We start from the raw sequence: 25122 nt of genomic DNA, 5'->3' as shown, positions 1-25122 counted from the left end.
CGGCGATGCTGGGAAACTGAGGTGAGGATCGTGTCGCAATTCGGGCCGGCCGACATCGCCGAGGCGGCGACGGATCGCCGCGCGGCGGGAATCCGGGGCCCAGACGCAAAAAACCCCGGCGGGGAGGCGTATACCTCCGACCGGGGCTTCCTGCGGATCGCCTCCGCCACTCACATCGTCCGCCAGTACATCCGTGGTCGACCCGAAGGGGGGCAGGGCTTACCGGCGATCTCGCCGCTGCTTTGCGGTTCCGATCGCCTTGGTCGCAATAGACACCAACAATGTGAAGAAAGTATGAACAGGCCGACCGGGGCAAATCCTCACGGGGGAATCCCCGACGGCGGCGCACGGCCCCTCTCCGCCCCCGCGCAGGCGACAGGCCGCGCATCCCGTGCTATGTCGCGGCCCATGCCGACCCACGTCTATCGCCTGACCACCACCCGCTCGATCGCGACCCGCGTCGCCGATGCCCTCGCCGACGGCGAGCTCGTCACCGCCTTCGCCGATGCCGCCGGCGCCTTCGACCACGGCGACGGCTCGTGGGGCGTCGAGGCGTGGTTCCCCGAAGCGCTCGACGAGACCGATCTGGCCGAAGCCCTCGCCGATCTGATCGACGCCGACGGCATCGCCCCCCGCGACGCCGTGCTGGAGACGCTGGCGCGCGCCACCTTGAAGCCGCTCAGCGCCGCCGAATGGGTCGAGACCGGCGTCGGCGGTCTGCCGCCGATCGCCGCCGGCCGCTTCCGCGTCTTCGGCGAGCACAATCGGCCCGAGACCTTCCGCCGCGAGGACGTGCTGATCGAGGCGTCCTCCGCCTTCGGCTCGGGCGATCACGCCTCGACCCAGCTGTCGCTCGCCGGCCTCGACGAGATCCTGAAACACGCCCGGCCCCGCAACGTGCTCGATCTCGGCACCGGCACCGGCATCCTCGGCCTCGCCTTCGCCCGCCTCGCGCCGACCACACCGGTCACCGCCACCGACATCGCGCCGCACGCGGTGGCGACCGCCGAGCGCAATCGCCGCATCAACGGCGTCGACCGGAGCTTCCGCGCCCTTCTCGCCGACGGGCTCGACGACGTCCGCATCGTCGCGCGCGCGCCCTTCGATCTGGTGCTCGCCAACATCCTGCCCGATCCGCTGTGTCGGCTCGCCGGTCCGCTCGCGGCGCTGATGGCGCCGGGTGGCTTCCTCGTCGTCGCCGGTCTCCGGATCGGCGAACAGGCGCGCCTCGTCGCCGCCTACCGTGCCCGGGGCCTGCGCCTCGTCTCCCGTCGATCGATCAAGGAATGGGCCTCGCTCACGTTCCAGAAGCCCTGAGCCCGCCAGGAGTTGCCCATGCCCGCCGTCCAGGTCCGCCTCGTCGCCGAAGGCCCCGAATCCGAACGCATCGAGCGGCTGCTCGGTGAGGCCTTCGAGATCGAGGGCTATCCCGTCACCCGCGAGGAGACGGTGCCCTACTCCGAGATCTGGTCGGTCGACACGCTCGTCTTCGATGCCGAGAGCGAGGACGAGGCCGCAGACCTCGTGCGCGAGGCGCTCGGCGACGATGCCTTCGAGCTGACCACGACCGTGCTCGATCTCGACGCCAACTGGATCGCCATGAGCGAGGAGATCCGCCACCCGGTCGTCGCCGGGCGGTTCTTCGTCCACGGCAGCCACGATCGCCATCGCCGCCCGCCGTCGGGCGTCTCCATCGAGATCGATGCCGAGATGGCCTTCGGCACCGGCCACCACGCCACCACCTGGTGCTGCCTCGTCGCCCTCGACCGGCTGCTGAAGGCGCGCCGCTTCGCCCGCCCGCTCGACCTCGGCACCGGCACCGCCGTGCTCGCCATCGCCGTCGCCCGCGTGCTGCGCGTGCCGGTGATCGCCACCGACATCGACCCCGTGGCGGTCGCGATCGCCGCCGAGAACGCCCGCCTCAACGGCGTCGGCGCGGAGGTCCGCTGCATCGTCGCCGACGGCATGACCTCGCGGCTGCTCGCCGAAGAGGCGCCCTACGACCTCGTCGTCGCCAACATCCTCGCTCGCCCGCTGACCAGGCTCGCCTATCCGGTGGCGAGCGCGCTCGCCCGCCGCTCGGTCGTGGTCCTGTCGGGTCTGAGGACCATCGAGCGCCAGCTCGTTCTCGCCGCCTGGGCGAAGCAGGGCCTGCGCCTCGCCTTCGAGGTCGAGCGCGACGGCTGGCTCGCCCTGGTGCTTGAGACCGGCGAGCGCTGAACCACCCGCTTCGCGTGCGCCCCGCGCCGACGACGCGACCGCCCGCCGGCGGCCGCGAAGGCCGACGCATGCCCGCGGATCCGGCGGCCCCGCTGCCGCGAAGCGGTGTCCGGTTACGCAACAGAAGAGAAGTACCGCCGCAGTCTGCCAGCAGCGAATCACTTTCTCGAGCTGTCTCGAGAATTTTCCTGAAAACGATTTCGAGTTCGTCGCGAATTTAGATCGTATCCAATTCAAGTCGTCAGACTCACGCCATCTCGCGAATAGATGATCGAAAAAGATGATTTGGCCGTGTTTGCCGTTATTGACCCGACGTTGTCTTGAGACGAACATGACGACCGTCAGATCGGGACCGAGAGTGCGACACCGGATCCCGACGGGATGCACGAGACGGGAGGGTCGACATGGCTCGAATGAAGATCTCCAACGGAACCTGGATCCTGGTCGGCGACGGCCGCAGGGCAATGGTCCTGCGCAACGACGGGTTGGCCGAATCGCCGAATCTCCACTGCATCGCCACGCGCGAGACCCGCACGCCGGCGACCCGCGACCTGGGGAGCGACGCGCCCGGCCGCGCTTTCGCGCCCATGGGCGGCGGACGCCGCGCCGCGATGGAGGAAACCGACTGGCACGACGAGGCCGAACGCCGCTTCGCCGCCAGTCTCGCCGCCGATCTCAACGCCGCTGCCCACGACGGCCGTTACGACGACCTGATCGTGGTGGCACCGCCCCGCATTCTCGCCGAACTGAGGGAAGATCTCTCCGGCGAGGCGCGTTCGCGGCTCCGTGCCGAGATCGACAAGGATCTGACCCGGCACACGATCGCCGACATCGAGACCATCCTGCTCGCGGCCAACTGACCTCGGCATCCGGCGCCCGCTCCTCCCCCTCGCGTGGCGCCGGATCGACTGCGGAAACGAATTCCCGAACCGCGCCCCTTCCCCGGGGCGCGGTTTCGTCGTCTTCGGAGGGCTGACCCGCGCCGTTTCGTTTGCGTCGCCCGTCCGGGTGGCTAAACTCGCGCGATGTTCCAGAGCTTCGACACCCTCGCCGACCCTTCGCTCGGCGCCCCCCGCCTCGCCCGCCTCCGCGCCCTGATGAAGATCGAGGGGCTCGACGGCTTCCTCGTGCCGCGCGCCGACGAATTCCAGGGCGAATACGTGCCGCCCGCGTCCGAGCGCCTGCACTGGCTGACCGGCTTCTCCGGCTCCGCCGGCATCGCCGCCGTGCTCGCCGAGCGCGCCGCGGTGCTGACCGACGGCCGCTACACGCTGCAGGTCCGCGCCGAGACCGACACCACGGTCTTCGAGCCGGTCGACGGCGTCGCGACCCCGATCCACGCCTGGCTCGCCGAAGCGGTGACGAAGGGCGCCCGCATCGGCTTCGACCCCTGGCTCCACACCCGCATCCAGACCCGCCGCCTCCTCGGCGCGCTGGAGAAGGCGGGGGCCGAACTGATCCCGGTCGCCGAGAACCTCGTCGACCGCATCTGGACCGATCGCCCGGCCCCGCCCTCGGCGCCCTTCCTCGTCCAGCCGACCGAGTTCGCCGGCGAGACGATCGAGGCGAAGATCGCCCGGCTGGCGGAAGCGCTGACGGTCGACGCCTTCCTGCTGACCCAGCCCGATTCGATCGCCTGGGCCTTCAACCTGCGCGGCCGCGACGTCGCCCACAATCCGGTGCCGCTCGCCTTCGCGCTGCTGCGGAAAGTCGGCCGTCCGACCCTCTTCGTCGAGCCGGAGAAGATCGACGCCGCCGTCGCCGCCCATCTCGCCCCCCATGTCGACGTCGCCCCGCGCGCCGAGCTGCTCGCCGCCCTCGACCGGCTGGCGGCGGAGAAGGCCACCGTGGCGCTCGATCCGGCGATGACGCCCGAGGTGCTGGCGCGTCGGCTCGAGGCGGCGGGCGCCCTGATCGTCGAGGCCGACGATCCCGTCATCCTACCCAAGGCCTGCAAGAACGCGGCGGAAGTCGCGGGCGCCCGCGCGGCCCATGTCCGCGACGGCGTCGCCATGGCGAAGTTCCTCGCCTGGTTCGACGCCGAGGGCCATGCGACCGACGAGATCGCCTGCTGCGAGCGGCTCGAGGCCTTCCGCGCCGAGACCGGCGAACTGGTCGACCTCTCCTTCGGCACCATCTCCGGCGCCGGGCCGAACGGCGCCATCGTCCACTATCACGCGACGCGGGCGACCAACCGGCCGATCGATCGCGACACGTTCTTCCTGCTCGATTCGGGCGGCCAGTATCGCGACGGCACCACCGACGTCACCCGCACCATCGCCGTGGGCACCCCTTCGCCCGAGATGAAGCGTGCCTTCACCCTGGTGCTGAAGGGCCATCTGGCGATCGGCGGCGCCCGCTTCCCCGTCGGCACCACCGGCGCGGCGCTCGACACGCTCGCCCGCATCGCGCTGTGGAAGGCCGGCTTCGACTACGACCACGGCACCGGCCACGGCGTCGGCTCGTTCCTGTCGGTGCACGAGGGGCCGCAGCGCATCGCCAAGACCGGATCGGCCGAGCTGAAGCCCGGCATGATCGTGTCGAACGAGCCCGGGCACTACCGCGCCGGCGCCTTCGGCATCCGCATCGAAAACCTCGAACTCGTCACCCCGGCCGAGCACGTCCCCGGCGGCGAGCGGCCGATGCTCGGCTTCGAGACGCTGACGCTGGTGCCGATCGACCGACGCGCCGTCGACGTCGCGCTGCTCGATGCCGGCGAGATCGCCCGGCTCGACGCCTATCACGCACGAGTCGCCGCCGAGATCGGCCCGTTGCTCGATCCGGCGACGCGCGCCTGGCTCGAGCAGGCCACCGCGCCGCTCGGCGGCTGAGGAACGAGACCGCCCGACGCGGGCGAGGAGGAGGTTCGCGCATGGGTGACTATCGGCTCCACTGCTTCGGCGAGAGCGGCAATTCCTACAAGGCGGCGCTGATGCTGGCGCTCTCCGGCAGCAGCTGGGACCCGATCTTCGTGCCCTTCTTCGAGGGTGCGACGCGCAAGCCCGAATGGCGCGAGGGGCTGAACCTGATGGGCGAGGCCCCGGTCCTCGTCCACGGCAGCCGCGTGCTGACCCAGTCGGGCGTCATTCTCGACTATCTGGCGGAGAAGACGGGCAAGTTCGGCGGCCGCGACGAGGACGAGAAGCGCGAGATCTGGCGCTGGATCCTCTTCGACAATCACAAGTTCACCAGCTACTTCGCCACCCTGCGCTTCATGGTCGGGCTGAAGGGCATGCCGGAGACCGCCGCGACGGAGTTCCTGCGCAGCCGGGTGATCGACGCCTACAAGGTGGTGGAGAAGCAGCTCAACGTGACCGACTGGCTGGTCGGCAACCGCCCGACCATCGCCGACTTCTCGCTCGCCGGCTACGTCTTCTACGACGAGGAGGTCGGCCTCGACCGCTGGGAGATGTTCCCGGCGATCGACGCCTGGCGCCAGCGCATCTCCGAGATGCCGGGCTGGAAGCACCCCTACGAGCTCATGCCGCGGGGGCCTGCCGCATGACGGTCCTCGGTGTCGCGATCATGGTTCTGTGGACCGTCCTCTGCCTCGTCTGGGCGGTCCTGAGCCTCCCCGGCGGGCTGATGGCCAACGCCTCGGGCGGCTTCTCGCCGAATGCCCACATGACGATGCTGGCCCTTCTCGCGATCGGCCAGCTGATCGTGCTCGCCGCCGGCATCCCCGGCGGCCGCGCCTTCTTCGAGGACGCCGACCGCGCGGCGCTCCTGTGGTGGATGGCCAAGCTGGTGGCGCTGGGCGTCGTGCTGCAGATCGGCGCCGTCGCGTGGTTCTTCAACTTCGGCCGACGCTGAGGAAAAGAGCCCGCCGCGACACCCACACCCCGGATCGACGGAGCCGTCGTGATCGATCTCGCCGTCTATGCCGGCCTCTTCTTCGCCGCCTTCCTCGCGGCGACCATCCTGCCGATGCAGTCGGAGGCCCTGCTGGTCGGTGCGCTGCTGACCGGTCATCAGCCCGCCTGGGCGCTGATCGTCTGCGCCGGCATCGGCAACGTCCTCGGCTCGATCGTGAACTGGTTCCTCGGGCGCGGGATCGAACGGCTGCGCGACCGCCGCTGGTTTCCGGTGAAGGACGCCGATCTCGATCGCGCCGCCGGCTGGTATCGCCGTTGGGGCAAGTGGTCCCTGCTCGCCAGCTGGCTGCCGATCGTCGGCGATCCGCTGACCGTCCTCGCCGGTGTTCTGCGCGAGCCGCTGCCGACCTTCGTCGTCCTGGTGACGATCGCCAAGTTCGGTCGCTACCTCGTCCTCGCGGCCGCGACCCTCGCCTGGACGTGAGCCGCCTCACGCCTCCGGCAGCGGCCTCGGACGCCGGTCCTCGCCGATCGCCACGAAGGTGAAGACGGCGCTGGTCACCTTGGTCATCTCGTCGCCCTCGCGCGGACGGCGCCAGGCTTCGATCAGGATCTTCATGGAGGTGCGGCCGGAGCCGACGATGGTGCCGTAGAAGCTCACCTCGTCGCCGACCAGAACCGGCTTCAGGAAGGCCATGCCCTCGACCGCGATGGTGGCGGCACGTCCACGCGCCCGGCGCGTCGCGACGTTGCCGGCGGCGAGGTCCATGTGGGCCATCAGCCAGCCGCCGAAGATGTCGCCCGCCGGGTTGGTGTCGCCCGGCATGGCGATGGTGCGGATCACCGGCGGCGTGGACGGAGGAAGCTCGGACATCGCATCGTTCTCCCGGCATCGCGCGAATGCTGCGACGCACACGGGAGGAACATTGGCACGATCCGTCGCCCTCGTCGACGCGGCAAGGCGCTCCGAAGACGGAGGGCGGAGACGTCCGGCTCGGCGGCGTCAGCGACGCTCGAGCGGGTCGATCCAGTGATGACGCAGCGCGGTGAAGGTGCTCGATTCGCGCATGCCGCGATCGATGCCTTCGTCGAAGCGGATCAGCGAGCGGCGCATGGCCGAACGGGCGGCGCTGAGGAAACGAAACATGGGGTCTTCTCCGTCGTGTCGCGTGGGCTTGCGCCTCCGCTCGACGTCTCCTCTTTCGGCTCGTTGATCGGCCGATCGCGTCCGGCGCCCCACACCGTCGCGTTCGAACGACGATGCCTGAAGTCATGCATTAGACCAAGGTCGTAGATCGCATGGCATCCCCGCCTGCCGCGCATGACCGCGAGGGGGCGGCTTCGGTCTCGAGCGTATGGCGCTCCGCCACCGAACCGGCTACCCATGGGGCAACGCGCGTCGCACGGAGGAGCCCGCCATGGCCGTGAAGATCGTCTCGACCAGCCCCATCGCCGGCCAGAAGCCGGGCACCTCGGGCCTTCGCAAGAAGACCCGGATCTTCATGGGGCCGGGTTATCTCGAGAACTACGTCCAGGCGATCATCGAGGGCGTCGGCGGCGTGAAGGATCGCGAGATCGTCGTCGGCGGCGACGGCCGCTACTTCAACGACACCGCGATCGGCGTCATCCTGCGCATGCTGGCGGCGAACGGCGCGAAACGCGCGATCGTCGGCAAGGACGGCATCCTGTCGACGCCCGCCGCCTCGAACCTGATCCGCGTGCGCAAGGCCTACGGCGGCTTCGTCCTCTCGGCCTCGCACAATCCCGGCGGCCCGGACGAGGACTTCGGCCTGAAGTTCAACGTCGCGAACGGCGGCCCGGCACCCGAGCCGGTCACCGACGCGATCTTCGCCCGCACCAAGGACATCGCCGAATGGCGCATCGTCGAAGAGGAAGCCCCGTCGATCGCGACGCTCGGCATCTTCGACCTCGCCGGCATGGTGGTCGAGATCGTCGATCCGGTCGCCGACTACGTCGCGATGATGCGCAATCTCGTCGACTTCGACCGTATCCGCGCCCTCTTCGCCTCGGGCTTCACCCTGCGTTTCGACGCCATGAGCGCCGTGACCGGTCCCTACGCCCACGCGATCCTCGAGGGCGAGCTCGGCGCCCCGGCCGGCACCGTCGTCAACGGCACGCCGCTGCCCGACTTCGGCCACCACCATCCCGATCCGAACCCGGTCCATGCCAAGGAACTGTTCGACATCATGTTCGGGCCGAACGCGCCGGACATGGGCGCGGCGTCCGACGGCGACGGCGACCGCAACATCGTGCTCGGCCGCGGCATCTCGGTGGCGCCGTCCGACAGTCTGGCGCTGCTCGCCGCCAATCTGCATCTCGCCAAGGGCTATACGGCCGGGGTGAAGGGCATCGCCCGTTCGATGCCGACCAGCCGCGCCGCCGACCGCGTCGCCGAGAAGCTCGGTGTCGGCCTCTACGAGACGCCCACGGGGTGGAAGTTCTTCGGCAATCTGCTGGATGCCGGCATGGCGACGATCTGCGGCGAGGAGAGCGCCGGCACCGGCTCCGACCATGTCCGCGAGAAGGACGGTCTGTGGGCGGTGCTGATCTGGCTCGACATCGTGGCGACGCGCCGCCAGTCGATCGCCGAGATCGTCCACGACCACTGGAAGACCTACGGCCGCGACTACTATTCGCGTCACGACTACGAGGCGCTGCCCTCCGACCTCGCCGACGCGCTCTTCGCCGATCTGCGCGCGAGTCTTCCGGGCCTGCCGGGCAGGACGGTCGGCGGTCTCGCGATCGTCTCGGCCGACGACTTCGCCTATACCGACCCGACCGACGGTTCGGTTTCGACGAAGCAGGGTGTCAGGATCGGGTTTTCCGACGGCAGCCGCGCGATCTTCCGCCTCTCGGGCACGGGCACCGAGGGGGCGACGCTGCGTCTCTACGTGGAGCGTTTCGAGGCCGATCCCGCCCGCCACGATCTGGATCCGCAGGCGGCTCTGGCCGATGTGCTCGCCGCCGCCGATGCGGTGGCGGGGATCAGGGCGCGCACCGGGCGCGAAGGCCCGAACGTCGTCACCTGAGGAAGCGCGAAGCGCCGGCCGCCTCGGCCGGCGCGTTCGAGACGATCAGCACCAGGCGGTGAAGCCGTAGTCGCGACGCGAGCGCGCACGCATTTCGTCGCGGTCGGAGAGCTCGAGGTCGATGCGGGCGGAAGCCTCGCAGGGGGTCTCGGCCCAGGCCGAGCGATTGCCGGCGACGTCGGCGCCGAGGATACGTTCGAAAATCGAGATGATGCGGCTCATGGCGTGCTCCGATGGTTCGGGTTCAACCCGCCCGGTGCCGCTTCCCCGCCTGTAGTCCGCGGATCACGCCATGCGCGATCCGTCATTTTTCGTACGACCAAGGTCTCACGGAAATATGGCGATACAGGGACACGCATGGCAACTCATGTCCGTCATGCAATTTCGTGCAGGCTTACGCGGCAACGCAGGAGAAACGCTTCGGCAGCGCAGGATCAGGCTTCGGCAGTGCGGGAGGTTTTGCCGGCGGATGGGTGACGCCGTGCAGTTCGATCGAACAGGTGCGCGGTGCTTCGAGACGGCGCGCTGCGCGCGCCTCCTCAGCATGAGGCACTTTGGGATTCATCAAACAAAAACAGACACCTCATGCCGAGGAGGGCGACCGCGGGTCGCCCGTCTCGAAGCATCGCGCACCATCGCGAAGGCGTCCCCTCACGCCTCGCCGATCATCGCCAGCCATTCCTCTTCGGTCATGACGGTGACGCCGAGATCGCGCGCCTTGGCGAGTTTCGACCCCGCCCCCGGCCCCGCCACGACGATGTGCGTCTTGGCCGAGACCGAGCCGGCGACCTTCGCCCCCAGCCGCTCCGCCTGGGCCTTGGCCTCGTCGCGTGTCATCTTCTCGAGAGAGCCGGTGAAGACCACCGTCTTGCCGGCGACCGCGGTGTCGGCCTTGGGCTTCTCGGCGTCGACGATCGTCAGATGGGCGACGAGCCGCTCGACCACGGCGCGATTGTGCGGCTCGCGGAAATAGGCGGCGATACTGTCGATCACCGTCTCGCCGATCTGGTCGATCGCATCCATCTCCTCGCGCGCCACCGCATCCTCGGCGACGATCTTCTCCGCCGCCTCGTGCAGCGCCCCCCACGAGCCGTAGGCGCGCGCCAGCTGCCGCGCCGTCGTCTCGCCGACGTTGCGGATGCCGAGGGCGAAGACGAAGCGCTCGAGCGCGATCGTCCGCCGCGCCTCGATCGCCTCAAAGAGCTTGGCGACCGAGACGGCGCCGAAACCCTCCTTGTTCTCGAGTTTCTTGATCGGGCTCTCGGCGTTGCGCGCCGCCAGCGTGAAGATGTCGCCCGGCTCCTTCACCGGGAAGTCGGGATCGTCGAAGAAGAACGCGATCTGCTTCTCGCCCAGCCCCTCGATGTCGAAGGCGCGGCGCGACACGAAGTGGCGCAGGTGCTCCTGCCGCTGGAAGGGACAGGCGAACTCGCCGGAGCAGCGGCGGATCTTGCCCTCCTCGCCGGTCGCGGTCTCCTCGCGCACCAGTGCGGTCTTCAGGTCGCAGAGGCAGAGATGGGGGAAGTCGAAGGCGGCGCGCGCCTCGTGGGCCGCGTCCTTCACCACCTCGACGATCTGCGGAATGACGTCGCCGGCGCGCTGGACCACCACCGTGTCGCCGATGCGCGCGTCGAGGCGCGCGATCTCGTCGGCATTGTGCAGCGTCGCGTTGGTGACGACGACGCCGCCGACCGTCACCGGTGCGAGCCGCGCCACCGGCGTGTGCGCCCCCGTGCGGCCGACCTGTATGTCGATGCCTTCGAGGATCGTCCGCGCCTTCTCGGCCGGGAACTTGTGGGCGATCGCCCAGCGGGGCGATCGCGAGACGAAGCCGAGGCGGGTCTGGAGATCGATCCGATCGACCTTGTAGACGACGCCGTCGATGTCGTAGCCGAGGCTCGCCCGATCCGCCTCGAGCCCGCGATGGACCGCAAGCAGCTCCTCGACCGAAGAGCACCGCACCATCCGCGGATTGATCGGAAAGCCCCAGCGACCGAAGGCCTGAACCCGGTCGTATTGGGTGTCGACGTCCCAGTCCGAGATCTCGCCCCAGGCATAGGCGAAGAACTTCAGCGGTCGCGCCGCGGTGATCCTCGCATCGAGCTGGCGAAGGCTGCCCGCCGCCGCGTTGCGCGGATTGGCGAAGACCTTGCCGCCCATCGCCTCGGCATTGGCGTTGATCGCGGCGAAATCGGCATGGCTCATGTAGACCTCGCCGCGCACCTCGAGCACGTCCGGAACGCCGGCCGGCAGATCGCGCGGGATCTCGGCGATGGTCAGCACGTTCGCCGTGACGTTCTCGCCCTCCATTCCATCCCCGCGAGTGGCGGCGTGGACGAGCCGGCCGTTCACATAGCGGATCGACAGCGACAATCCGTCGATCTTCGGCTCGGCGGTAAAGGCGACCGCCTGACCATGCGTGGCGAGGAACTTGTGGACGCGGGCGACGAACTCGCCGACGTCCTCGTCGGAGAAGGCGTTGTCGAGGCTGAGCATCGCCACCGCGTGGCGGATCTTCTCGAACCGCTCCGAAGGCCCGGCACCGACCCGTGCGGTCGGGCTGTCGGCCCGCTTCAGATCGGGAAACGCCGCCTCGAGCGCGATCAGCCTGAGGCGCAGCGCGTCGTAGGCGGCATCCGTCAGCGTCGGCGCGTCGTCCTGGTAATAGGCGCGATCCGCCGCCTCGATCAGAGCGGAGACGCGCGCGATCTCGGCCACGGCTTCGAGCGGCGAGAGGGCGTCGACGGGGGTGTCGGTGACGGACATGCGGACCTCGGAGGGCGGACGATTCATCTCGGCGACATTACCCGTCGCATCGGCCGACTGCCATCGCGGAGGGCGGGAGGTGTGGCTGTGAGGACCACGCGCTGTGCCGTGAGGCCCTGCGCGATGCTTCGAGACGCGCCTTCGGCGCTCCTCAGCATGAGGCGTATGTGCTCGTATCGAATATGAAAAGCGCCTCATGCTGAGGAGGGTCGCCGAAGGCGATCCGTCTCGAAGCATCGCGCACGGTACCGGACACTCGGCGCCGCCGACCCCTCACCCCGCCAGCAGGCTCTCCGCCGCCGCGCGGGCCTCCGGCGAGATCGTCTCGCCCGAGAGCATGCGGGCGATCTCCTCGCGCCGGGCCGGCATGTCGAGTTCGACGACGCGGGTCGCGACGCGGTCCTCGCCGCCGGGAACCGGTTCCTTGGTGATCAGGAAATGCGTGTCCGCCCGCGCCGCCACCTGCGGCGCATGGGTGACGCTCATCACCTGGACTTTCTCGGCGAGCCGCGCCAGCCGCTGGCCGATGGCGCCCGCCACCGCGCCGCCGACGCCGGTGTCGATCTCGTCGAAGATCAGCGTCGGCGCCGAACCCTTGTCGGCGAGGGAGACCTTGAGCGCCAGCAGGAAGCGCGACAGCTCGCCGCCCGAGGCCACCTTCATCATCGGCCCCGGACGGGTGCCGGGATTGGTCTGGACGTGGAACTCGACCCGGTCGATGCCCTCGCCGCCCGGCTCGCCCTCGCTGCGGTCGACGATGAACCGCGCCCGCTCGAGCTTCAAGGCCGGCAGTTCCGCCGCCACCGCCGCCTCGAGCGCCTCGGCCGTCGCGGCGCGCGCCGTCGAGAGCGCCCGCGCCTTGGCGGCATAGTCGGCCTCTGCCGCGCCCACCGCCGCCTCGAGGCCGGCGAGCTTCTCCTCGCCGTGGTCGAGATCGGCGAGATCGGCGGCGAACTTGGCGCGCAGCGGCGCCAGCGCGTCGACCGTGCAACTGTGCTTGCGTGCCGCGGCGCGCAGCGCGAAGAGCCGCTCCTCGGTGCGCTCGAGATCGCGCGGGTCGAAGTCCGCCTCGCGCAGCGCCGCTTCCAGCGCCGTGCGCGCGCTCTCCAGAAGATCGATCGCCTCTCCCATCGGCTTCAGCGCGCTCTCCGAGAGGCCCGGCAGCGAGCCCGCCTTGCGCTCCAGCGTCCGCATCAGCGTGGCGATGGTCGGCACCGGCGAATGCGGCCCGTCGAAGGTCTCCACCGCCTCGGCGAGATCGCCGGCGACCTTCTCCACCTGCATCATGCGGTGACGCTTGGTCGCGAGTTCGGTCTCCTCGCCGACCTCCGGCTTCAGCTGATCGAGTTCCTCGAGGCTGGCGCGCAGATAGTCCGCCTCCCGCCGCGCCGCGTCGATGCGGGCGCGGTGGCCGTCGCGATCCTTGACCGCCCGCCGCCACGCGCCCCAGGCGGCACCGACCGCCGTGACCTGCGGCTCCAGCCCACCGAAGGCGTCGAGCAGGCGGCGATGCTCGCGCTCGTCGACCAGCGCGCGGTCGTCGTGCTGGCCGTGGATCTCCACCAGCCGCTCGCCGAAGTCGCGCAGCAGCGTCGCCGAGACCGGACTGTCGTTGAGGAAGGCGCGGGTGCGGCCGTCGGCGCTCTGGACGCGGCGGACGATCAACTCGCCCGAGGCCTCGATGTCGTTGTCGGCGAGCAGCCGGCGGGCCGGGTGATCCTCGGCGAGATCGAAGACGGCCGTCACCTGCCCCTGTGTCGCGCCGTGGCGCACGAGGCCGGCATCGCCGCGCCCGCCGAGGGCCAGCGCCAGACTGTCGAGCAGGATCGACTTGCCGGCACCGGTCTCGCCGGTCAGCACCGTCAGTCCGCGCGAGAAGTCGATCTCGAGCCGTTCGATCAGAACGATGTCTCGAATCGACAGTGCCGAGAGCATGAGACGTCCGTGATTCTGCGAAAACCCGATCGGAACGATAGCCGCGACGAGAACAAAACGGAACCCCCGTCTCGTCCCCGTCGCCGATCGATCAGAGAATCTTCACGGACTTCAGCGGCTGGGTGATCGACTTGGAGATCCAGCTCGACTTGTCCTCGCTCGGCTCGTAACCGCCGTTCTGGAGGAGCGTGTAGCTGTCCTTGTACCACTGGCTGTCGGGGAAGTTGTGCCCGAGGATCGCCGCGGCGGTCTGCGCCTCGTTGATCACGCCCATGGCGTAGTAGCATTCGACCAGACGGGCCAGCGCCTCTTCGACGTGGCGGGTGGTCTGATACTGCGAGATCACCAGCTTGAAGCGGTTGATCGCGCCGAGATACTGGTGCTTCTTGAGATAGAAGCGGCCGATGTCCATCTCCTTGCCGGCGAGCTGGTCGCGCACCGTGAGGACCTTCTTGCGGCCGTCCTCGGCATAGGGCGAGTTCGGATACTTCTCGATCAGTTCGCCGTAGGCGGCGAGCGCCTTGGCCGTCTGGGCCTGGTCGCGGCTGACGTCGGGGATCTGCTGGAACAGGCTCTCCGCGACGATGTACTGGGCATAGGCCGCGTCGGGGCTGGACGGATAGAGCGTCACGAAGCGCTGGCCGGCCGAGATCGCGTCGGTGAAGGCGTTGCGCTCGAACTGGGTGTAGGCCTGCATCAGCAGTGCCTGCTTGGAGAGCTGCGAATAGGGGTGGAGCCGGTCGACGTCGTCGAACTTCTTCACCGCGTCGGCCTTCTTGCCGGCCTGCAGCTGCACCAGACCCTCGTTGTAGAGCTGGTCGGCGGACGCCGTGTTGTCGACTTCGTCCTTGGTCGAGGCGCAGGCGCCTACCGTCAGCGCCACGGCGACCGCGGCAGCCAAGCGAAGACGCGACCCGGTGCGCCGGAGCGCCGCGACGGGATCCGCCGAATAACCCATGCCCATCACTTCGCCATCCCTCACACGCGCGTCGTCGCGCCGAATTGGTTCGTCCTCGCCCCGCCCCCGAAAGACGGACGACGGCCGAGCCCTGCGATCCGCGTTCTAGCGCGTCGGAGAGCCGCCGTCATCTTCGTGGGTAGGCATTGGTTCGAATTTGTGGCGAGACGGCCGAAATCGGCGATCAGGCGACTTCGGCGCGGAAGGCCGGCGCCACCATGCCGAGACCGAGTTCCGCCGCCGGGGAGGACGGACGGCTCGACGCCTCGACCAGCGCCCAGGCGGTCGGATCGGCGAAGAGGGCCTGCAGCGTCATGAAGTTGAGGCGATGACCGCCCTTGTAGGAGCGATAGAGGCCCTGGATCGGGGCGCCCGACAGGGCGAGGTCGCCGATCGCGTCGAGCAGCTTGTGACGGACGAACTCGTCGACGAAGCGCAGGCCTTCCGGATTGAGGATGCGGTCGTCCTTGATGGCGACCGAGTTCTCGAGGCTGGAACCGCGGCACAGGCCCATCGGCAGGAGCTTCTCGAGGTCCGAGACGAAGCCGAAGGTGCGGGCGCGGGCGACCTGGTTGCGGAAGACGTCGGCGGTGAGGTCGATGCCGATCGCCTGACGGCCGATCACCGGGTTGGTGAAGTCGATCGTCACCTCGTAGCGGGCGCCGTCGTGCGGACGCAGCTCGGCCCAGGCGGCGCCGTGCTCGACGCGAATCGGCTTGAGGATCTTCAGCACGCGGCGCGGCGCGGTCTGGCGCACGAGGCCGACCTGATCGATCGCCTCGACGAAGGCCTCCGACGAGCCGTCCATCACCGGGACTTCGCCGCCGTCGATCTCGACCACCAGATTGTCGATGCCGAGAGCGCGCAGCGCCGCCATCAGATGCTCGATGGTGGCGATGGACGCGCCCTTGGGATCGCCGACCATGGTGCAGAGGTCGGTCGCCGCGACGTGTTTCCATACGGCGGGGATCTCGACGTCGCCACCGTTCATGCCGGTGCGGACGAAGGTGATGCCGGTGTCGGCATCGGCGGGATGGAGGGCGAGATGGACGCGAGCGCCGGAATGGACACCGATACCCACGATCCGAACGGTATCGCCGATCGTGGTCTGGAAAGTCGTCGCGTTGCGAGCCATCGTCTTCACCCGTTGCTCTCCCCTGTCCCTGCGGACCGTGCGGAGAACTCGTCCCCTGGAATTCGGAGGTTCCCGAACCCGCGCCGCACACCGTCCCCTCGGCATGCCGTCGCGGCTCCGATCCGGAACCACACCTGCACACTACCGTTCCCGACGTCTCGTGCGAAATCACGCTTGATTACACAATGTTACCATCTGCAAAATTCGATAAGCTCTTTAATTTCAATAAATTGAAACACCTGTGGCGAGAATGCGGCAAGGGCTCCGTCACATGTGTGACGGAGCCCTCCGTGATTGTCCGGATGCCTGGATTCGTCAGTTGGTCTGACGACGCAGGAAGGCCGGGATCTCGAGGTTGTCCTCGTCGAGCGACCGCGTCACCACCGGCTGGCGGCCGTGGGCGTCGAGGTTGCCGGCGGCCGAGCGCGGCGCCTCGGGGGCACGGGCGAGCGGCCGCTTGGCGAACTCGTCGTGACCGGCCGGGCGATAGGCGTCGGCGCGCGGGGCGACCGGCTCGCGGAAGCTCGGCTCACGCATCTGCGGCGCGTGATCCTCGGCCTCCTCGCGACGGCCGAGGCCCTGGGCGAGGCGACGCAGCAGGCCGCGCGGGCGGGCTTCGTCGGTGTCGAGGTCTTCGGCCGGGGCCGCCTGACGCTGGGCGATCGGCGGGAACTCGTCGATGCGCGGCACGCGGGTCTGCGCCGTCGGACGCTCGGCGGTCGGCGGGATGTAGGGGTTGCGGTCGATGGTCGGCTCGGGACGAGCCATCGGCTGCTCGAGCTCCTGGATCGGATCCTTGTGCGCGAAGGTCGGCTGGGCCGGCTCGTAGCGCTGGATCGTCACCGCCGGGTCGGACGCCGTCGGACGGGCCATGACCGGCTCGGCCATCGGAGCGACCGGCTCGGACTTGATCTCGAGTTCGATCTGGGCGGCGAGCGCGTCGCGGACCATGTCCTCGGTGCGCATCGGCGCGGGCGCCGGAGCGACCGGGGCCGGGGCGGCGACCGGAGCCGCGTGCACGGCGATCGGGGCGACCGGCGCCGGAGCGGCGGCGGCGACGCGATGCGGCTCGAGCGCGGCGGGAACCGGACGGCCGGCGGCGCGCAGACGGTTGGCGAGATCGGCCATGCGGGCTTCCTGCGAGCTCGCCGAATCCGCACCCTTCATCAGCTCCTGGTCGATGCCGGTGGCGACCACCGACACGCGGACCACGCCCTCGAGGCTGTCGTCGAAGGTGGCGCCGAGGATGATGTTGGCATCCGGATCGACTTCCTCGCGGATGCGGGTGGCGGCCTCGTCGACCTCGAACAGGGTCAGGTCCTTGCCGCCCGAGATCGAGATCAGCACGCCCTTCGAGCCCTTCATCGAGGTCTCGTCGAGCAGCGGATTGGCGATCGCCGCCTCGGCCGCCTGCAGCGCGCGCTTGTCGCCCGACGACTCGCCGGTGCCCATCATCGCCTTGCCCATGCCGCGCATGATCGAGCGGACGTCGGCGAAGTCGAGGTTGATGAGACCCTCCTTCACCATCAGGTCGGTGATGCAGGCGACGCCCGAGTAGAGCACCTGGTCGGCCATCGCGAAGGCGTCGGCGAAGGTGGTGCGCTCGTTGGCGACGCGGAAGAGGTTCTGGTTCGGGATGACGATCAGCGTGTCGACGCTCTTCTGCAGCTCGGTGATGCCGCTGTCGGCGATGCGCATGCGGCGCGCGCCTTCGAACTGGAACGGCTTGGTGACGACGCCGACGGTGAGGATGCCCATCTCGCGCGCCGCCTTGGCGATGACCGGCGCGGCGCCGGTGCCGGTGCCGCCGCCCATGCCGGCGGTGATGAACACCATGTGGGCGCCGGTCAGGTGGTCGTTGATCTCGTCGAGCACCTCGTCCGCCGCGGCGCGGCCGACTTCCGGCATCGAGCCGGCGCCGAGACCCTCGGTGACGGCGACGCCCATCTGGATGATGCGTTCGGACTTCGACAGGGTGAGAGCCTGCGCGTCGGTGTTGGCCACGACGAAATCCACGCCCTTGAGGCCGGCCTGGATCATGTTGTTGACGGCGTTGCCGCCGGCTCCACCCACACCGAACACGGTGATCCGCGGCTTCAGTTCCCGAATGTCGGGCATCTTCAGATTGAGCGTCATGGCATCCTCGCTGCTCCCGCCCCGAGCTCCGGCGGGTATTCGTCCCCAACCGCTCGCCGCGCTCTGGCGCGACGAACCCTCACGTCACCAACTCTCTCTCAGCCACTGGCCGACCCGGGCGAGATAACGTCCCCCGGTGGCGGCCGTCGGCCGACGCTGGTCGCGCAGATCGAACTGTTCGATCTGGGCCACCTGCGGATAGATCAACAGGCCGACGGCGGCGGCGAAGGCCGCGCCCTTGGCCGCCTGCGGCAGCCCGGCGATGCCGAGCGGCCGTCCGAGACGCACGTTGCGTCCGAGAATGCGTCGCGCCACCTCGACCACGCCGGTCAGCTGGCTCGCCCCACCGGTCAGCACGACCCGCTTGCCGACCCGACCGGCGAAGCCGGAATGGGCCAGGCGGTCGCGCACCAGCTCGAGAATTTCCTCCACCCGCGGGCGGATGATCCGGGTCAGCGCGCCGCGCGGCACGTTGACGACGTCGTGGCGCTCGGCGCCGACCGACGACACGCCGATCACCTCGTGGTCGTCCGACGAGGTGGCGAGCGCCGAACCGTGCAGTGTCTTGATGCGCTCGGCGTCGGCGACGCGGGTCGAAAGGCCCTGCGCGATGTCCATCGTCACGTGGTGGCCGCCGATCGCGATCGCGTCGACGTGGCAGAAGGCGCCGTCGGCGAAGACCGCCATCGAAGTGGTGCCGCCGCCCATGTCGACGCAGGCGACGCCGAGATCGGCCTCGTCGTCGACCAGGGTCGCGAGACCCGAGGCATAGGGCGTGGCGACGATCGTCTCGACCTCGAGATGGCAGCGGTTGACCGCCAGTTCGAGATTGCGCACCGGCGCGCAGTCGGTGTCGACCACGTGCATGTCGACCGCGAGCTTCTCGCCCAACATGCCGACCGGGTCCTTGATGCCGCGGGCGCCGTCGAGGGCGTAGCCGATCGGCAGCGAATGAATGAGCGTGCGGTCGTCGGTCAGCGAATGCGACGCGCCGGCGGCGAGAACCCGCTGGATGTCGGCCTCGTCGACCGCGTCGGTCGCGACGTCGACGTTGGCGCGATAGACCTCGGAGCGCAGCCGCCCGGCGGTGATGTTGAGGATCAGCGATTCGATCGTCAGCCCGGCCATGCGCTCGGCCGCGTCGACGGCGAGGCGGATCGACTGCTCGGCCGCGTCGAGATCGATCACCATGCCCGACTTCATGCCGCGCGACCGTTGCATGCCGTAGCCGAGCACGGTCATGTCGTGGGTGCGGCCCGGCAGCACCTTGTCGTGCGCCCGCGGGGTCAGCTTGGCGATCAGGCAGGTGACCTTGGTCGAGCCGACGTCGAGCACCGAGACGACGGTGGCCCGGCGGGTCGACAGCGGCCGCATGCGCGGAACGGTATGCTGGATCGGAGGCTGCATCATCCCCGCGCCTCCTTCTTGGCGCCGAGCTTCGCCTTCATCTGGTCGCGCCGCGCCGCGGCGGCGGCGTCGGACAGGCGGACGAAGAGACGATCGGGCACGCGCATGTCGACCACGACCAGATCGCGGTCGAGGAGCTTCTTGCCGTCCTGCAGCGCCGCGACGCGGGCGAGCGCGGCGGCCGGCTCGTCCTCGGGCAGGAGGATCTCGACGCCGTCGGTGGTGATCAGGTTCCAGCGCCGCTCGGCGACCAGCACCGCGGCGCGGATGCGCGGACGCAGCGACGGCGCCGAACCCATCAGCGCGACCGCCTCGCCGACGCGGCCGTTGGCACCGGTCCCCACGACGAGCGGAAGACCCGCGTTGCGGGTCTCGAGCACGTCGCTCATCACCGCGCCGTTGCGGTCGACCACCCGCACCTTGCCGTCGTCCTGCCACAGCGCGAAGGGGCGCCGCTCGGTCAGGTTCACGACGATGCGGTTGGGATAGAGCTTCTTGACGACGACGTCGGCGATCCACGGGATCTCGGCGATCCGCGCCCGCGCCCGCTCGACGTCGACCATCAGCAGAGACGACGTCTGGGTGACGTCGATTCGATCCGAAATTTCGGTCGAATCGGCTTCCTGCAGACCGTGGATCTCGATCGAGGCGACCGAGAAGCCCATGCCGGCGGTCAGCGCGTCGACCGTCGTGCGCCAGGCGCCCGACAGGACCATGCCGTAGACGCCCCAGGCGCCGAGGAAGGCGAGAGCGGCGAAGGTGCCCTGCATCGGGCGGACGGAGGTCAGACGATCCTCGACCGCGCGGGAGCAACGACGCACGAAACGCACGGCCCTGCGCCAGTGAAATCCCGCGTCCTGCGGCATTTCACGGGCGTAAGGGTAGCGCGGTTCCCGCTCTCGTCCCCTCACCGGTCGCAACTCGCGTCCTCCACCAGCCAAGTCACCAGCGCTTCGAACGAAATGCCCGAATGCGCCGCCATTTCCGGGGCGAGCGACGTCGACGTCATCCCCGGCTGCGTGTTCACTTCGAGGCAGACCAGTTCCCCGGTACCGCCGTCGTCCAATCGGAAGTCGGCCCGCGAGACACCGCGACAACCGAGAGCCCGATGAGCCTCGACCGCCAGCATTTGGACCTCTTGGTAAATATTCGGTAAAATTTGCGCCGGAAGGACGTGACGAGACCCCCCTTTCCGGTACTTGGCATCGAAGTCGTAGAACACCTGCCCCTCCGGCAGGATCTCGATGATTCCGAGCGCCCGCTCCTCTCCGGGAGCCCCCATGACGGCGCAGGTGAGCTCGCGTCCGGCGACGAATTTTTCCACCAGAACCGTGTCGCCGTAGGGCCAATCGTCGCGCATCAGCTCCTGCGGCGGGTGGGTCCGGTCGGCCGTCACGATGATCACGCCGAAGGACGAACCCTCCGCCACCGGCTTCACCACGTAGGGCGGCGCCATCGGGTGTTCGCGCGCCGCCTCGAAGCGGCTCGTCACGATTCCGGTCGCCGTCGGGATGCCGGCCTGGGCGAAGACCATCTTGGCCTTGGCCTTGTTCATCGCCAGCGCCGAGGCGAGGATGCCCGAGTGGGTGTAGGGGATGCGCAGCGTCTCCAGCATGCCCTGGATCGCCCCGCCCTCGCCCCAGGGGCCGTGCAGCGCGTTGAAGGCGGCATCGGGCCGGAGCGCCTCCAGACGGGCCCAGACGTCCTTGCCGACGTCGAGGCGGCTCACCCTGTAGCCCGACCGCTCGAGGGCGCCGGCGCAGGCCTCACCCGACCACAGGCTCACCTGGCGCTCGCTGTCCCACCCGCCCATCAACACCGCGACATGTTTCGACATTCGACTTGTCCTCGATCGGCGATTCGCGGGGCCCGCGAATCGGATTCGTCCCGTCGCCCGGGAAGGCTCCCGGAACGCGAGACGCTCTACGCCACTGGAAATCGGCACCGATGAAACGCGCGGTGCCACTCGGAAGTCATCGCGCGATACGCGCGCCACGGGACGGATCGACCGCCGCCGGGGAGCCGCCCGACGCGGCCCCGGTCATTGCCTCGCCGCCCTCGGCCTCACAGACCGAGGAAGGGCACCACTTCGCGACCCTCGGCGAATCGGCCGAGGCGCTTGATCTCCCATTCGAGACGAACGCCCGAGGTCTGCAACACCCGCGAGCGAACCGTCTCGCCGAGCAGTTCGATGTCGTGGGCGGTCGCGTCGCCGTCGTTGATCAGGAAGTTGCAGTGCATCTGCGAGACGTGCGCCCCGCCGACCACCAGACCGCGGCAGCCGGCGTCGTCCACCAGCTTCCAGGCGGAATGACCCGGCGGGTTCTTGAAGGTCGAGCCGCCGGTCTTGGAGCGGATCGGCTGCACCGTCTCGCGATGCTCGGTGACGGCGTCCATCTGCGCCTTGATGGCGTCCTTGTCGCCGGGCGTCCCTTCCATGATCGTCGACAGGAAGATCAGGTCGTCGGGCGCCGAGCAGTGGCGATAGGAATAGCCCATGTCGTCGTTGGAAAGCGTCAGGATCTCGCCGGCACGGTTCATCGCGGTGACGGTGACGACGCGGGCACGCGTCTCGCCGCCGTTGGCCCCGGCGTTCATGCGCAACGCCCCGCCGATGCCGCCGGGAATGCCGAAGTAGAAGGCGAAGCCGTCGAGCCCGAGGTCGAGCGCCACCCGTGCCACCTGCTTGTCGGCGATCGCCGCGCCGACCTCCAGCCGCGTGTCGGAGACCGGCTTCACCCCGCCGAAGCCCTTCTGCGAGAGCCGGATGACGACGCCGTCGACGCCGCCCTCGCGGATCAGCAGGTTGGAGCCGAGACCGACCACGGTGATCGGCACGTCGGCCGGCAGCCGCTTCAGGAAGGTCGAGAGGTCCTCGGCATCGGCGGGCTGGTAGTAGAGTTCCGCCGCGCCGCCGACTCGGAACCACGACGTGTCGCCGAGGGCGAAGCCCGGAATGAGGGCGCCGCGGATGTCGCTGGTTTCGAGACGGGCGAGAAGATCGGTCGACATGGCTGACTTCGGTCCTGGAGGATGCGGCTCAGCCTTCGGCGAGCTGCTTGGGCAGCGCGTAGGCCCACTGGGTGATGTTGCCGGCGCCGAGGAAGACGACGTAGTCGCCGTCCTTGGCCTGCGTCCGGACGATCTGCGCGATCTGCTCCGGCCCTTCGAGCGGCACGACGTTGCGATGGCCACGGCCGCGCAGGCCGCCGACCAGCGCGTCGCGCGAGGCGCCGGGGATCGGCTGCTCGCCGGCGGCATAGACGTCGGCGACGAGCACGCTGTCGGCGTCGTTGAAGGCCTGGCAGAACTCCTCGAACAGCGAGGCGAGGCGCGAATAGCGATGCGGCTGCATCACCGCGAAGACGCGACCGCCCTTGCCCTCGCCGGTGACGGCGGCGCGCGCCGCCTTGAGCACCGCCATGATCTCGACCGGGTGATGGCCGTAGTCGTCGAAGACCGAGACGCCGTTCCAGGTGCCGGTCGGGGTGAAGCGGCGCTTGACCCCGGTGAAGTCGGCGAGGCCCTTGCGGATCGCCTCCGCCGCGATGCCGAGCTGATCGGCCACCGCCACCGCCGCCGTCGCGTTGGAGACGTTGTGGATGCCCGGCATGTTGACGACGAGATCGTCGATCACCCGTTCGGTGCCGGCGATGCGGTCGCGGATCGTCACGCGGAAGCGCGACTGCTGGCCGGCGGCCGAGATCTGCTCGTAGCGCACGTCGGCCTGCGGGTTGGTGCCGTAGGTGACGATGCGGCGATCCTCGATCTTGCCGATCAGCGCCTGCACCTCGGGGTGGTCGAGGCACATCACGGCGAAGCCGTAGAAGGGCACGTTCTCGACGAAGTGGCGGAAGGCGTCCTTGACCTTGTCGAAGGTGACGTAGTGGTCGAGGTGCTCGGGATCGATGTTGGTGACCACCGCGATGTCGGCCGGCAGCTTGACGAAGGAGCCGTCGCTCTCGTCGCTCTCGACGACCATCCACTGGCCGCCGCCGAGACGGGCGTTGGTGCCGTAGGCGTTGATGATGCCGCCGTTGATGACGGTCGGATCGAGCCCGCCGGCGTCGAGCAGAGCGGCGACCATCGAGGTCGTCGTGGTCTTGCCGTGGGTGCCGCCGACGGCGATCGCCGACTTGAAGCGCATCAGCTCGGCCAGCATCTCGGCGCGGCGCACCACGGGGAGGAAGCGGGCGCGCGCCTCCATCAGCTCCGGATTGTCGGCCTTGATGGCGGAGGAGACGACGACGACGCGGGCCTCGCCGAGGTTCTCGGCCTTCTGGCCGACGAAGACGGCGATGCCCTTCTCGCGCAGACGCTGGACGTTGGCGTTGTCGGCGGCGTCCGAGCCCTGGACCTTGAAGCCGAGCGTGTGCAGCACCTCGGCGATGCCGCTCATGCCGATGCCGCCGATCCCCACGAAGTGAACGGGACCGATGGTGGAGGGCATCTTCATGGGGGTGTTCCTTCGGATGGCTGCGTTCCCGCGCGCGCGGCGACGGTGATTCGCACGTGTCTAACCAGCTTTTCCCGGAAAGTCGAACGGTTGCAACCGTGTGACGAGTTGGTCGGCGCGCGGCGCGCGCCGCACCCTCACCGCCGACGCGCCGCGACTTCTTCGACGAGGTCCGCCAACCGCGCCACCGCGTCCGGCTTGCCCGCCGCGCGCGCCGCTTCGGCCGCCTCGGCGAGCTGCTCGGGGCAGGTCATCGCCTTGGAGATCTCCTCGGCGAGCCGCTCGGGCGACAGCTCGTCCTGACGGATCGTCCAGGCGCCGCCGGCCTTCGACAGATGGGCGGCGTTGGCGGCCTGATCCTGATCGAGGGCGCCGGGCAGCGGCACCAGGATCGACGGACGGCCGATCACCGCCAGTTCGGTGACGCTCGACGCGCCCGACCGGCAGATCACCAGATGCGACGCGGCGATCCGCGCCGGCAGGTCGATGAAGAAGGGCTCGACCTCGGCCGCGACGCCGAGGCCGGCATAGGTGGCGCGCACGGCGTCGAGATCCTCCGGCCGCGCCTGCTGCACGATCGCCAGCCGCGCCCGGAGTTCCGGCGCCATCGCCGCGATCGCCGGCGGAACCGCCTCGGAGAAGAAGCGCGCGCCCTGGCTGCCGCCGAAGACCAGCAGGCGGAAGGTGCTCTCGGTGGTCGGCGCGTCGTAGGGCACGCGCGCCGCCGAGATCACCATGTCGCGCACCGGATTGCCGGTCTCGACCGCCTTCTTCGCGAAGTCGCCGATCAGGCTCACGGCGGGAAACGACAGGGCGATCCGCGTCACCCGGTCGGCGAGCGCCCGGTTGGCGCGGCCCATCACCGCGTTCTGCTCGTGCAGCACGGTCGGGATGCCGCGCATCTGCGCCGCGATCATCGGCGGGAAGGTCGGGTAGCCGCCGAAGCCGACCACCACCTTCGGCCGGATGCGCCCCATCAACCCCCAGGCCTGGACGATGCCGCGCGCCAGCCGGAACGCCGTCTTGGCCAGCGACACCGGATCGCGGCCCTTGAAGGTCGCCGAGGAGACGATGTTGACGGCGCGCGCCGGGAAGGCGCGGCCGTACCTGTCGGCGCGCTCGTCCGTCGCCAGCTCGACGACGTGGCCGCGCCGGCCGAGTTCGGCGGCCAGCGCCTCGGCGGGGAAGAGGTGGCCGCCGGTTCCGCCGGCCGCGAGCAGGATGGTGTCGCCCATGGGGTCTTC

The 25122-nt window shown here is 69.4% G+C and carries 22 protein-coding genes; 8 read left to right on the top strand and 14 right to left on the bottom strand.

The window, feature by feature from the left end:
• Positions 1–408: 408 nt before the first annotated feature.
• The 7 genes from ACT541_RS14400 (at position 409) to ACT541_RS14370 (ending at position 6519) form a co-directional block, all read left to right on the top strand.
• Positions 409–1317: a 50S ribosomal protein L11 methyltransferase gene (locus tag ACT541_RS14400; protein ID WP_476137778.1), complete on the top strand. Its 909-nt coding sequence runs from the start codon at positions 409–411 to the stop codon at positions 1315–1317.
• A gap of 18 nt (positions 1318–1335) precedes the next feature.
• Positions 1336–2220 carry a 50S ribosomal protein L11 methyltransferase gene (locus ACT541_RS14395; protein ID WP_476137777.1) on the top strand — a complete coding sequence of 295 codons (885 nt, stop codon included), beginning with the start codon at positions 1336–1338 and terminating at the stop codon, positions 2218–2220.
• Between the two features lie 404 nt (positions 2221–2624).
• The gene (locus tag ACT541_RS14390; protein WP_476137776.1) at positions 2625–3080 is read left to right on the top strand and encodes a baeRF12 domain-containing protein; all 456 of its coding nucleotides are present in this window, start codon (positions 2625–2627) and stop codon (positions 3078–3080) included.
• Positions 3081–3245: 165 nt separating this feature from the next.
• On the top strand, positions 3246–5051 hold the full coding sequence (locus ACT541_RS14385; protein ID WP_476137775.1) for an aminopeptidase P family protein: 1806 nt from the start codon (positions 3246–3248) through the stop codon (positions 5049–5051).
• 41 nt (positions 5052–5092) lie between these two features.
• Positions 5093–5725, top strand: a complete 633-nt coding sequence (locus tag ACT541_RS14380) for a glutathione S-transferase family protein (protein WP_476137774.1) — start codon at positions 5093–5095, stop codon at positions 5723–5725.
• The gene (locus ACT541_RS14375; RefSeq protein WP_476137773.1) at positions 5722–6033 is read left to right on the top strand and encodes a hypothetical protein; all 312 of its coding nucleotides are present in this window, start codon (positions 5722–5724) and stop codon (positions 6031–6033) included. The genes ACT541_RS14380 and ACT541_RS14375 overlap by 4 nt, the downstream gene beginning before the upstream one ends.
• A gap of 48 nt (positions 6034–6081) precedes the next feature.
• Complete coding sequence (locus tag ACT541_RS14370) at positions 6082–6519, top strand: YqaA family protein (protein WP_476137772.1); 438 nt, start codon at positions 6082–6084, stop codon at positions 6517–6519.
• Between the two features lie 6 nt (positions 6520–6525).
• Here the strand turns inward: ACT541_RS14370 and ACT541_RS14365 are convergent, their stop codons facing one another.
• Entirely contained in the window at positions 6526–6909 is a 384-nt protein-coding gene (locus ACT541_RS14365; protein ID WP_476137771.1) for an acyl-CoA thioesterase, read from the bottom strand.
• 129 nt (positions 6910–7038) lie between these two features.
• Positions 7039–7182: a hypothetical protein gene (locus ACT541_RS14360; protein ID WP_476137770.1), complete on the bottom strand. Its 144-nt coding sequence runs from the start codon at positions 7180–7182 to the stop codon at positions 7039–7041.
• A gap of 271 nt (positions 7183–7453) precedes the next feature.
• Here ACT541_RS14360 and ACT541_RS14355 point away from each other — a divergent pair, with 271 nt between their 5' ends.
• Positions 7454–9085, top strand: a complete 1632-nt coding sequence (locus ACT541_RS14355; RefSeq protein WP_476137769.1) for an alpha-D-glucose phosphate-specific phosphoglucomutase — start codon at positions 7454–7456, stop codon at positions 9083–9085.
• Positions 9086–9130: 45 nt separating this feature from the next.
• Here the strand turns inward: ACT541_RS14355 and ACT541_RS14350 are convergent, their stop codons facing one another.
• The 12 genes from ACT541_RS14350 to murG all read right to left on the bottom strand — a co-directional run bounded on the left by ACT541_RS14350 (position 9131) and on the right by murG (position 25113).
• Positions 9131–9307 carry a hypothetical protein gene (locus ACT541_RS14350; protein WP_476137768.1) on the bottom strand — a complete coding sequence of 59 codons (177 nt, stop codon included), beginning with the start codon at positions 9305–9307 and terminating at the stop codon, positions 9131–9133.
• A 429-nt stretch (positions 9308–9736) separates the two neighbouring features.
• Positions 9737–11851 carry an NAD-dependent DNA ligase LigA gene (gene ligA, locus ACT541_RS14345; protein ID WP_476137767.1) on the bottom strand — a complete coding sequence of 705 codons (2115 nt, stop codon included), beginning with the start codon at positions 11849–11851 and terminating at the stop codon, positions 9737–9739.
• Positions 11852–12124: 273 nt separating this feature from the next.
• A complete protein-coding gene (recN, locus tag ACT541_RS14340; RefSeq protein ID WP_476137766.1) occupies positions 12125–13786 on the bottom strand; it encodes a DNA repair protein RecN in 1662 nt (553 codons plus the stop codon).
• 91 nt (positions 13787–13877) lie between these two features.
• Positions 13878–14750: an outer membrane protein assembly factor BamD gene (locus ACT541_RS14335; RefSeq protein ID WP_476137765.1), complete on the bottom strand. Its 873-nt coding sequence runs from the start codon at positions 14748–14750 to the stop codon at positions 13878–13880.
• 178 nt (positions 14751–14928) lie between these two features.
• Entirely contained in the window at positions 14929–15879 is a 951-nt protein-coding gene (lpxC, locus tag ACT541_RS14330; RefSeq protein ID WP_476137992.1) for a UDP-3-O-acyl-N-acetylglucosamine deacetylase, read from the bottom strand.
• A gap of 315 nt (positions 15880–16194) precedes the next feature.
• A complete protein-coding gene (ftsZ, locus tag ACT541_RS14325; RefSeq protein ID WP_476137764.1) occupies positions 16195–18015 on the bottom strand; it encodes a cell division protein FtsZ in 1821 nt (606 codons plus the stop codon).
• Positions 18016–18099: 84 nt separating this feature from the next.
• Complete coding sequence (gene ftsA, locus ACT541_RS14320) at positions 18100–19389, bottom strand: cell division protein FtsA (RefSeq protein ID WP_476137991.1); 1290 nt, start codon at positions 19387–19389, stop codon at positions 18100–18102.
• 32 nt (positions 19390–19421) lie between these two features.
• On the bottom strand, positions 19422–20243 hold the full coding sequence (locus ACT541_RS14315) for a cell division protein FtsQ/DivIB (RefSeq protein WP_476137763.1): 822 nt from the start codon (positions 20241–20243) through the stop codon (positions 19422–19424).
• Between the two features lie 86 nt (positions 20244–20329).
• Complete coding sequence (locus ACT541_RS14310) at positions 20330–21259, bottom strand: D-alanine--D-alanine ligase (RefSeq protein WP_476137762.1); 930 nt, start codon at positions 21257–21259, stop codon at positions 20330–20332.
• A 227-nt stretch (positions 21260–21486) separates the two neighbouring features.
• On the bottom strand, positions 21487–22434 hold the full coding sequence (murB, locus tag ACT541_RS14305) for a UDP-N-acetylmuramate dehydrogenase (protein WP_476137761.1): 948 nt from the start codon (positions 22432–22434) through the stop codon (positions 21487–21489).
• Positions 22435–22462: 28 nt separating this feature from the next.
• Positions 22463–23878, bottom strand: coding sequence for a UDP-N-acetylmuramate--L-alanine ligase (murC, locus tag ACT541_RS14300; protein ID WP_476137760.1), 1416 nt, complete (start codon positions 23876–23878; stop codon positions 22463–22465).
• 137 nt (positions 23879–24015) lie between these two features.
• The gene (gene murG, locus ACT541_RS14295) at positions 24016–25113 is read right to left on the bottom strand and encodes an undecaprenyldiphospho-muramoylpentapeptide beta-N-acetylglucosaminyltransferase (RefSeq protein WP_476137759.1); all 1098 of its coding nucleotides are present in this window, start codon (positions 25111–25113) and stop codon (positions 24016–24018) included.
• Positions 25114–25122: the final 9 nt, after the last annotated feature.

The organism is Pinisolibacter sp. DMC100, assembly GCF_056313705.1.
Note: the sequence above shows the minus strand (reverse complement) of the source record. Positions and strands in the feature narration are given on the sequence as shown.

Bases quoted from the DNA above. Each gene is read 5' to 3' on its own strand.
- ACT541_RS14400 (WP_476137778.1), top strand. From the start codon at position 409: ATGCCGACCCACGTCTATCGCCTGACCACCACCCGCTCGATCGCGACC.
- ACT541_RS14395 (WP_476137777.1), top strand. From the start codon at position 1,336: ATGCCCGCCGTCCAGGTCCGCCTCGTCGCCGAAGGCCCCGAATCCGAA.
- ACT541_RS14390 (WP_476137776.1), top strand. From the start codon at position 2,625: ATGGCTCGAATGAAGATCTCCAACGGAACCTGGATCCTGGTCGGCGAC.
- ACT541_RS14385 (WP_476137775.1), top strand. From the start codon at position 3,246: ATGTTCCAGAGCTTCGACACCCTCGCCGACCCTTCGCTCGGCGCCCCC.
- ACT541_RS14380 (WP_476137774.1), top strand. From the start codon at position 5,093: ATGGGTGACTATCGGCTCCACTGCTTCGGCGAGAGCGGCAATTCCTAC.
- ACT541_RS14375 (WP_476137773.1), top strand. From the start codon at position 5,722: ATGACGGTCCTCGGTGTCGCGATCATGGTTCTGTGGACCGTCCTCTGC.
- ACT541_RS14365 (WP_476137771.1), bottom strand. From the start codon at position 6,909: ATGTCCGAGCTTCCTCCGTCCACGCCGCCGGTGATCCGCACCATCGCC.
- ACT541_RS14360 (WP_476137770.1), bottom strand. From the start codon at position 7,182: ATGTTTCGTTTCCTCAGCGCCGCCCGTTCGGCCATGCGCCGCTCGCTG.
- ACT541_RS14355 (WP_476137769.1), top strand. From the start codon at position 7,454: ATGGCCGTGAAGATCGTCTCGACCAGCCCCATCGCCGGCCAGAAGCCG.
- ACT541_RS14350 (WP_476137768.1), bottom strand. From the start codon at position 9,307: ATGAGCCGCATCATCTCGATTTTCGAACGTATCCTCGGCGCCGACGTC.
- ligA (WP_476137767.1), bottom strand. From the start codon at position 11,851: ATGTCCGTCACCGACACCCCCGTCGACGCCCTCTCGCCGCTCGAAGCC.
- recN (WP_476137766.1), bottom strand. From the start codon at position 13,786: ATGCTCTCGGCACTGTCGATTCGAGACATCGTTCTGATCGAACGGCTC.
- ACT541_RS14335 (WP_476137765.1), bottom strand. From the start codon at position 14,750: ATGGGCATGGGTTATTCGGCGGATCCCGTCGCGGCGCTCCGGCGCACC.
- lpxC (WP_476137992.1), bottom strand. From the start codon at position 15,879: ATGGCTCGCAACGCGACGACTTTCCAGACCACGATCGGCGATACCGTT.
- ftsZ (WP_476137764.1), bottom strand. From the start codon at position 18,015: ATGACGCTCAATCTGAAGATGCCCGACATTCGGGAACTGAAGCCGCGG.
- ftsA (WP_476137991.1), bottom strand. From the start codon at position 19,389: ATGCGGCCGCTGTCGACCCGCCGGGCCACCGTCGTCTCGGTGCTCGAC.
- ACT541_RS14310 (WP_476137762.1), bottom strand. From the start codon at position 21,259: ATGTCGAAACATGTCGCGGTGTTGATGGGCGGGTGGGACAGCGAGCGC.
- murB (WP_476137761.1), bottom strand. From the start codon at position 22,434: ATGTCGACCGATCTTCTCGCCCGTCTCGAAACCAGCGACATCCGCGGC.
- murC (WP_476137760.1), bottom strand. From the start codon at position 23,878: ATGAAGATGCCCTCCACCATCGGTCCCGTTCACTTCGTGGGGATCGGC.
- murG (WP_476137759.1), bottom strand. From the start codon at position 25,113: ATGGGCGACACCATCCTGCTCGCGGCCGGCGGAACCGGCGGCCACCTC.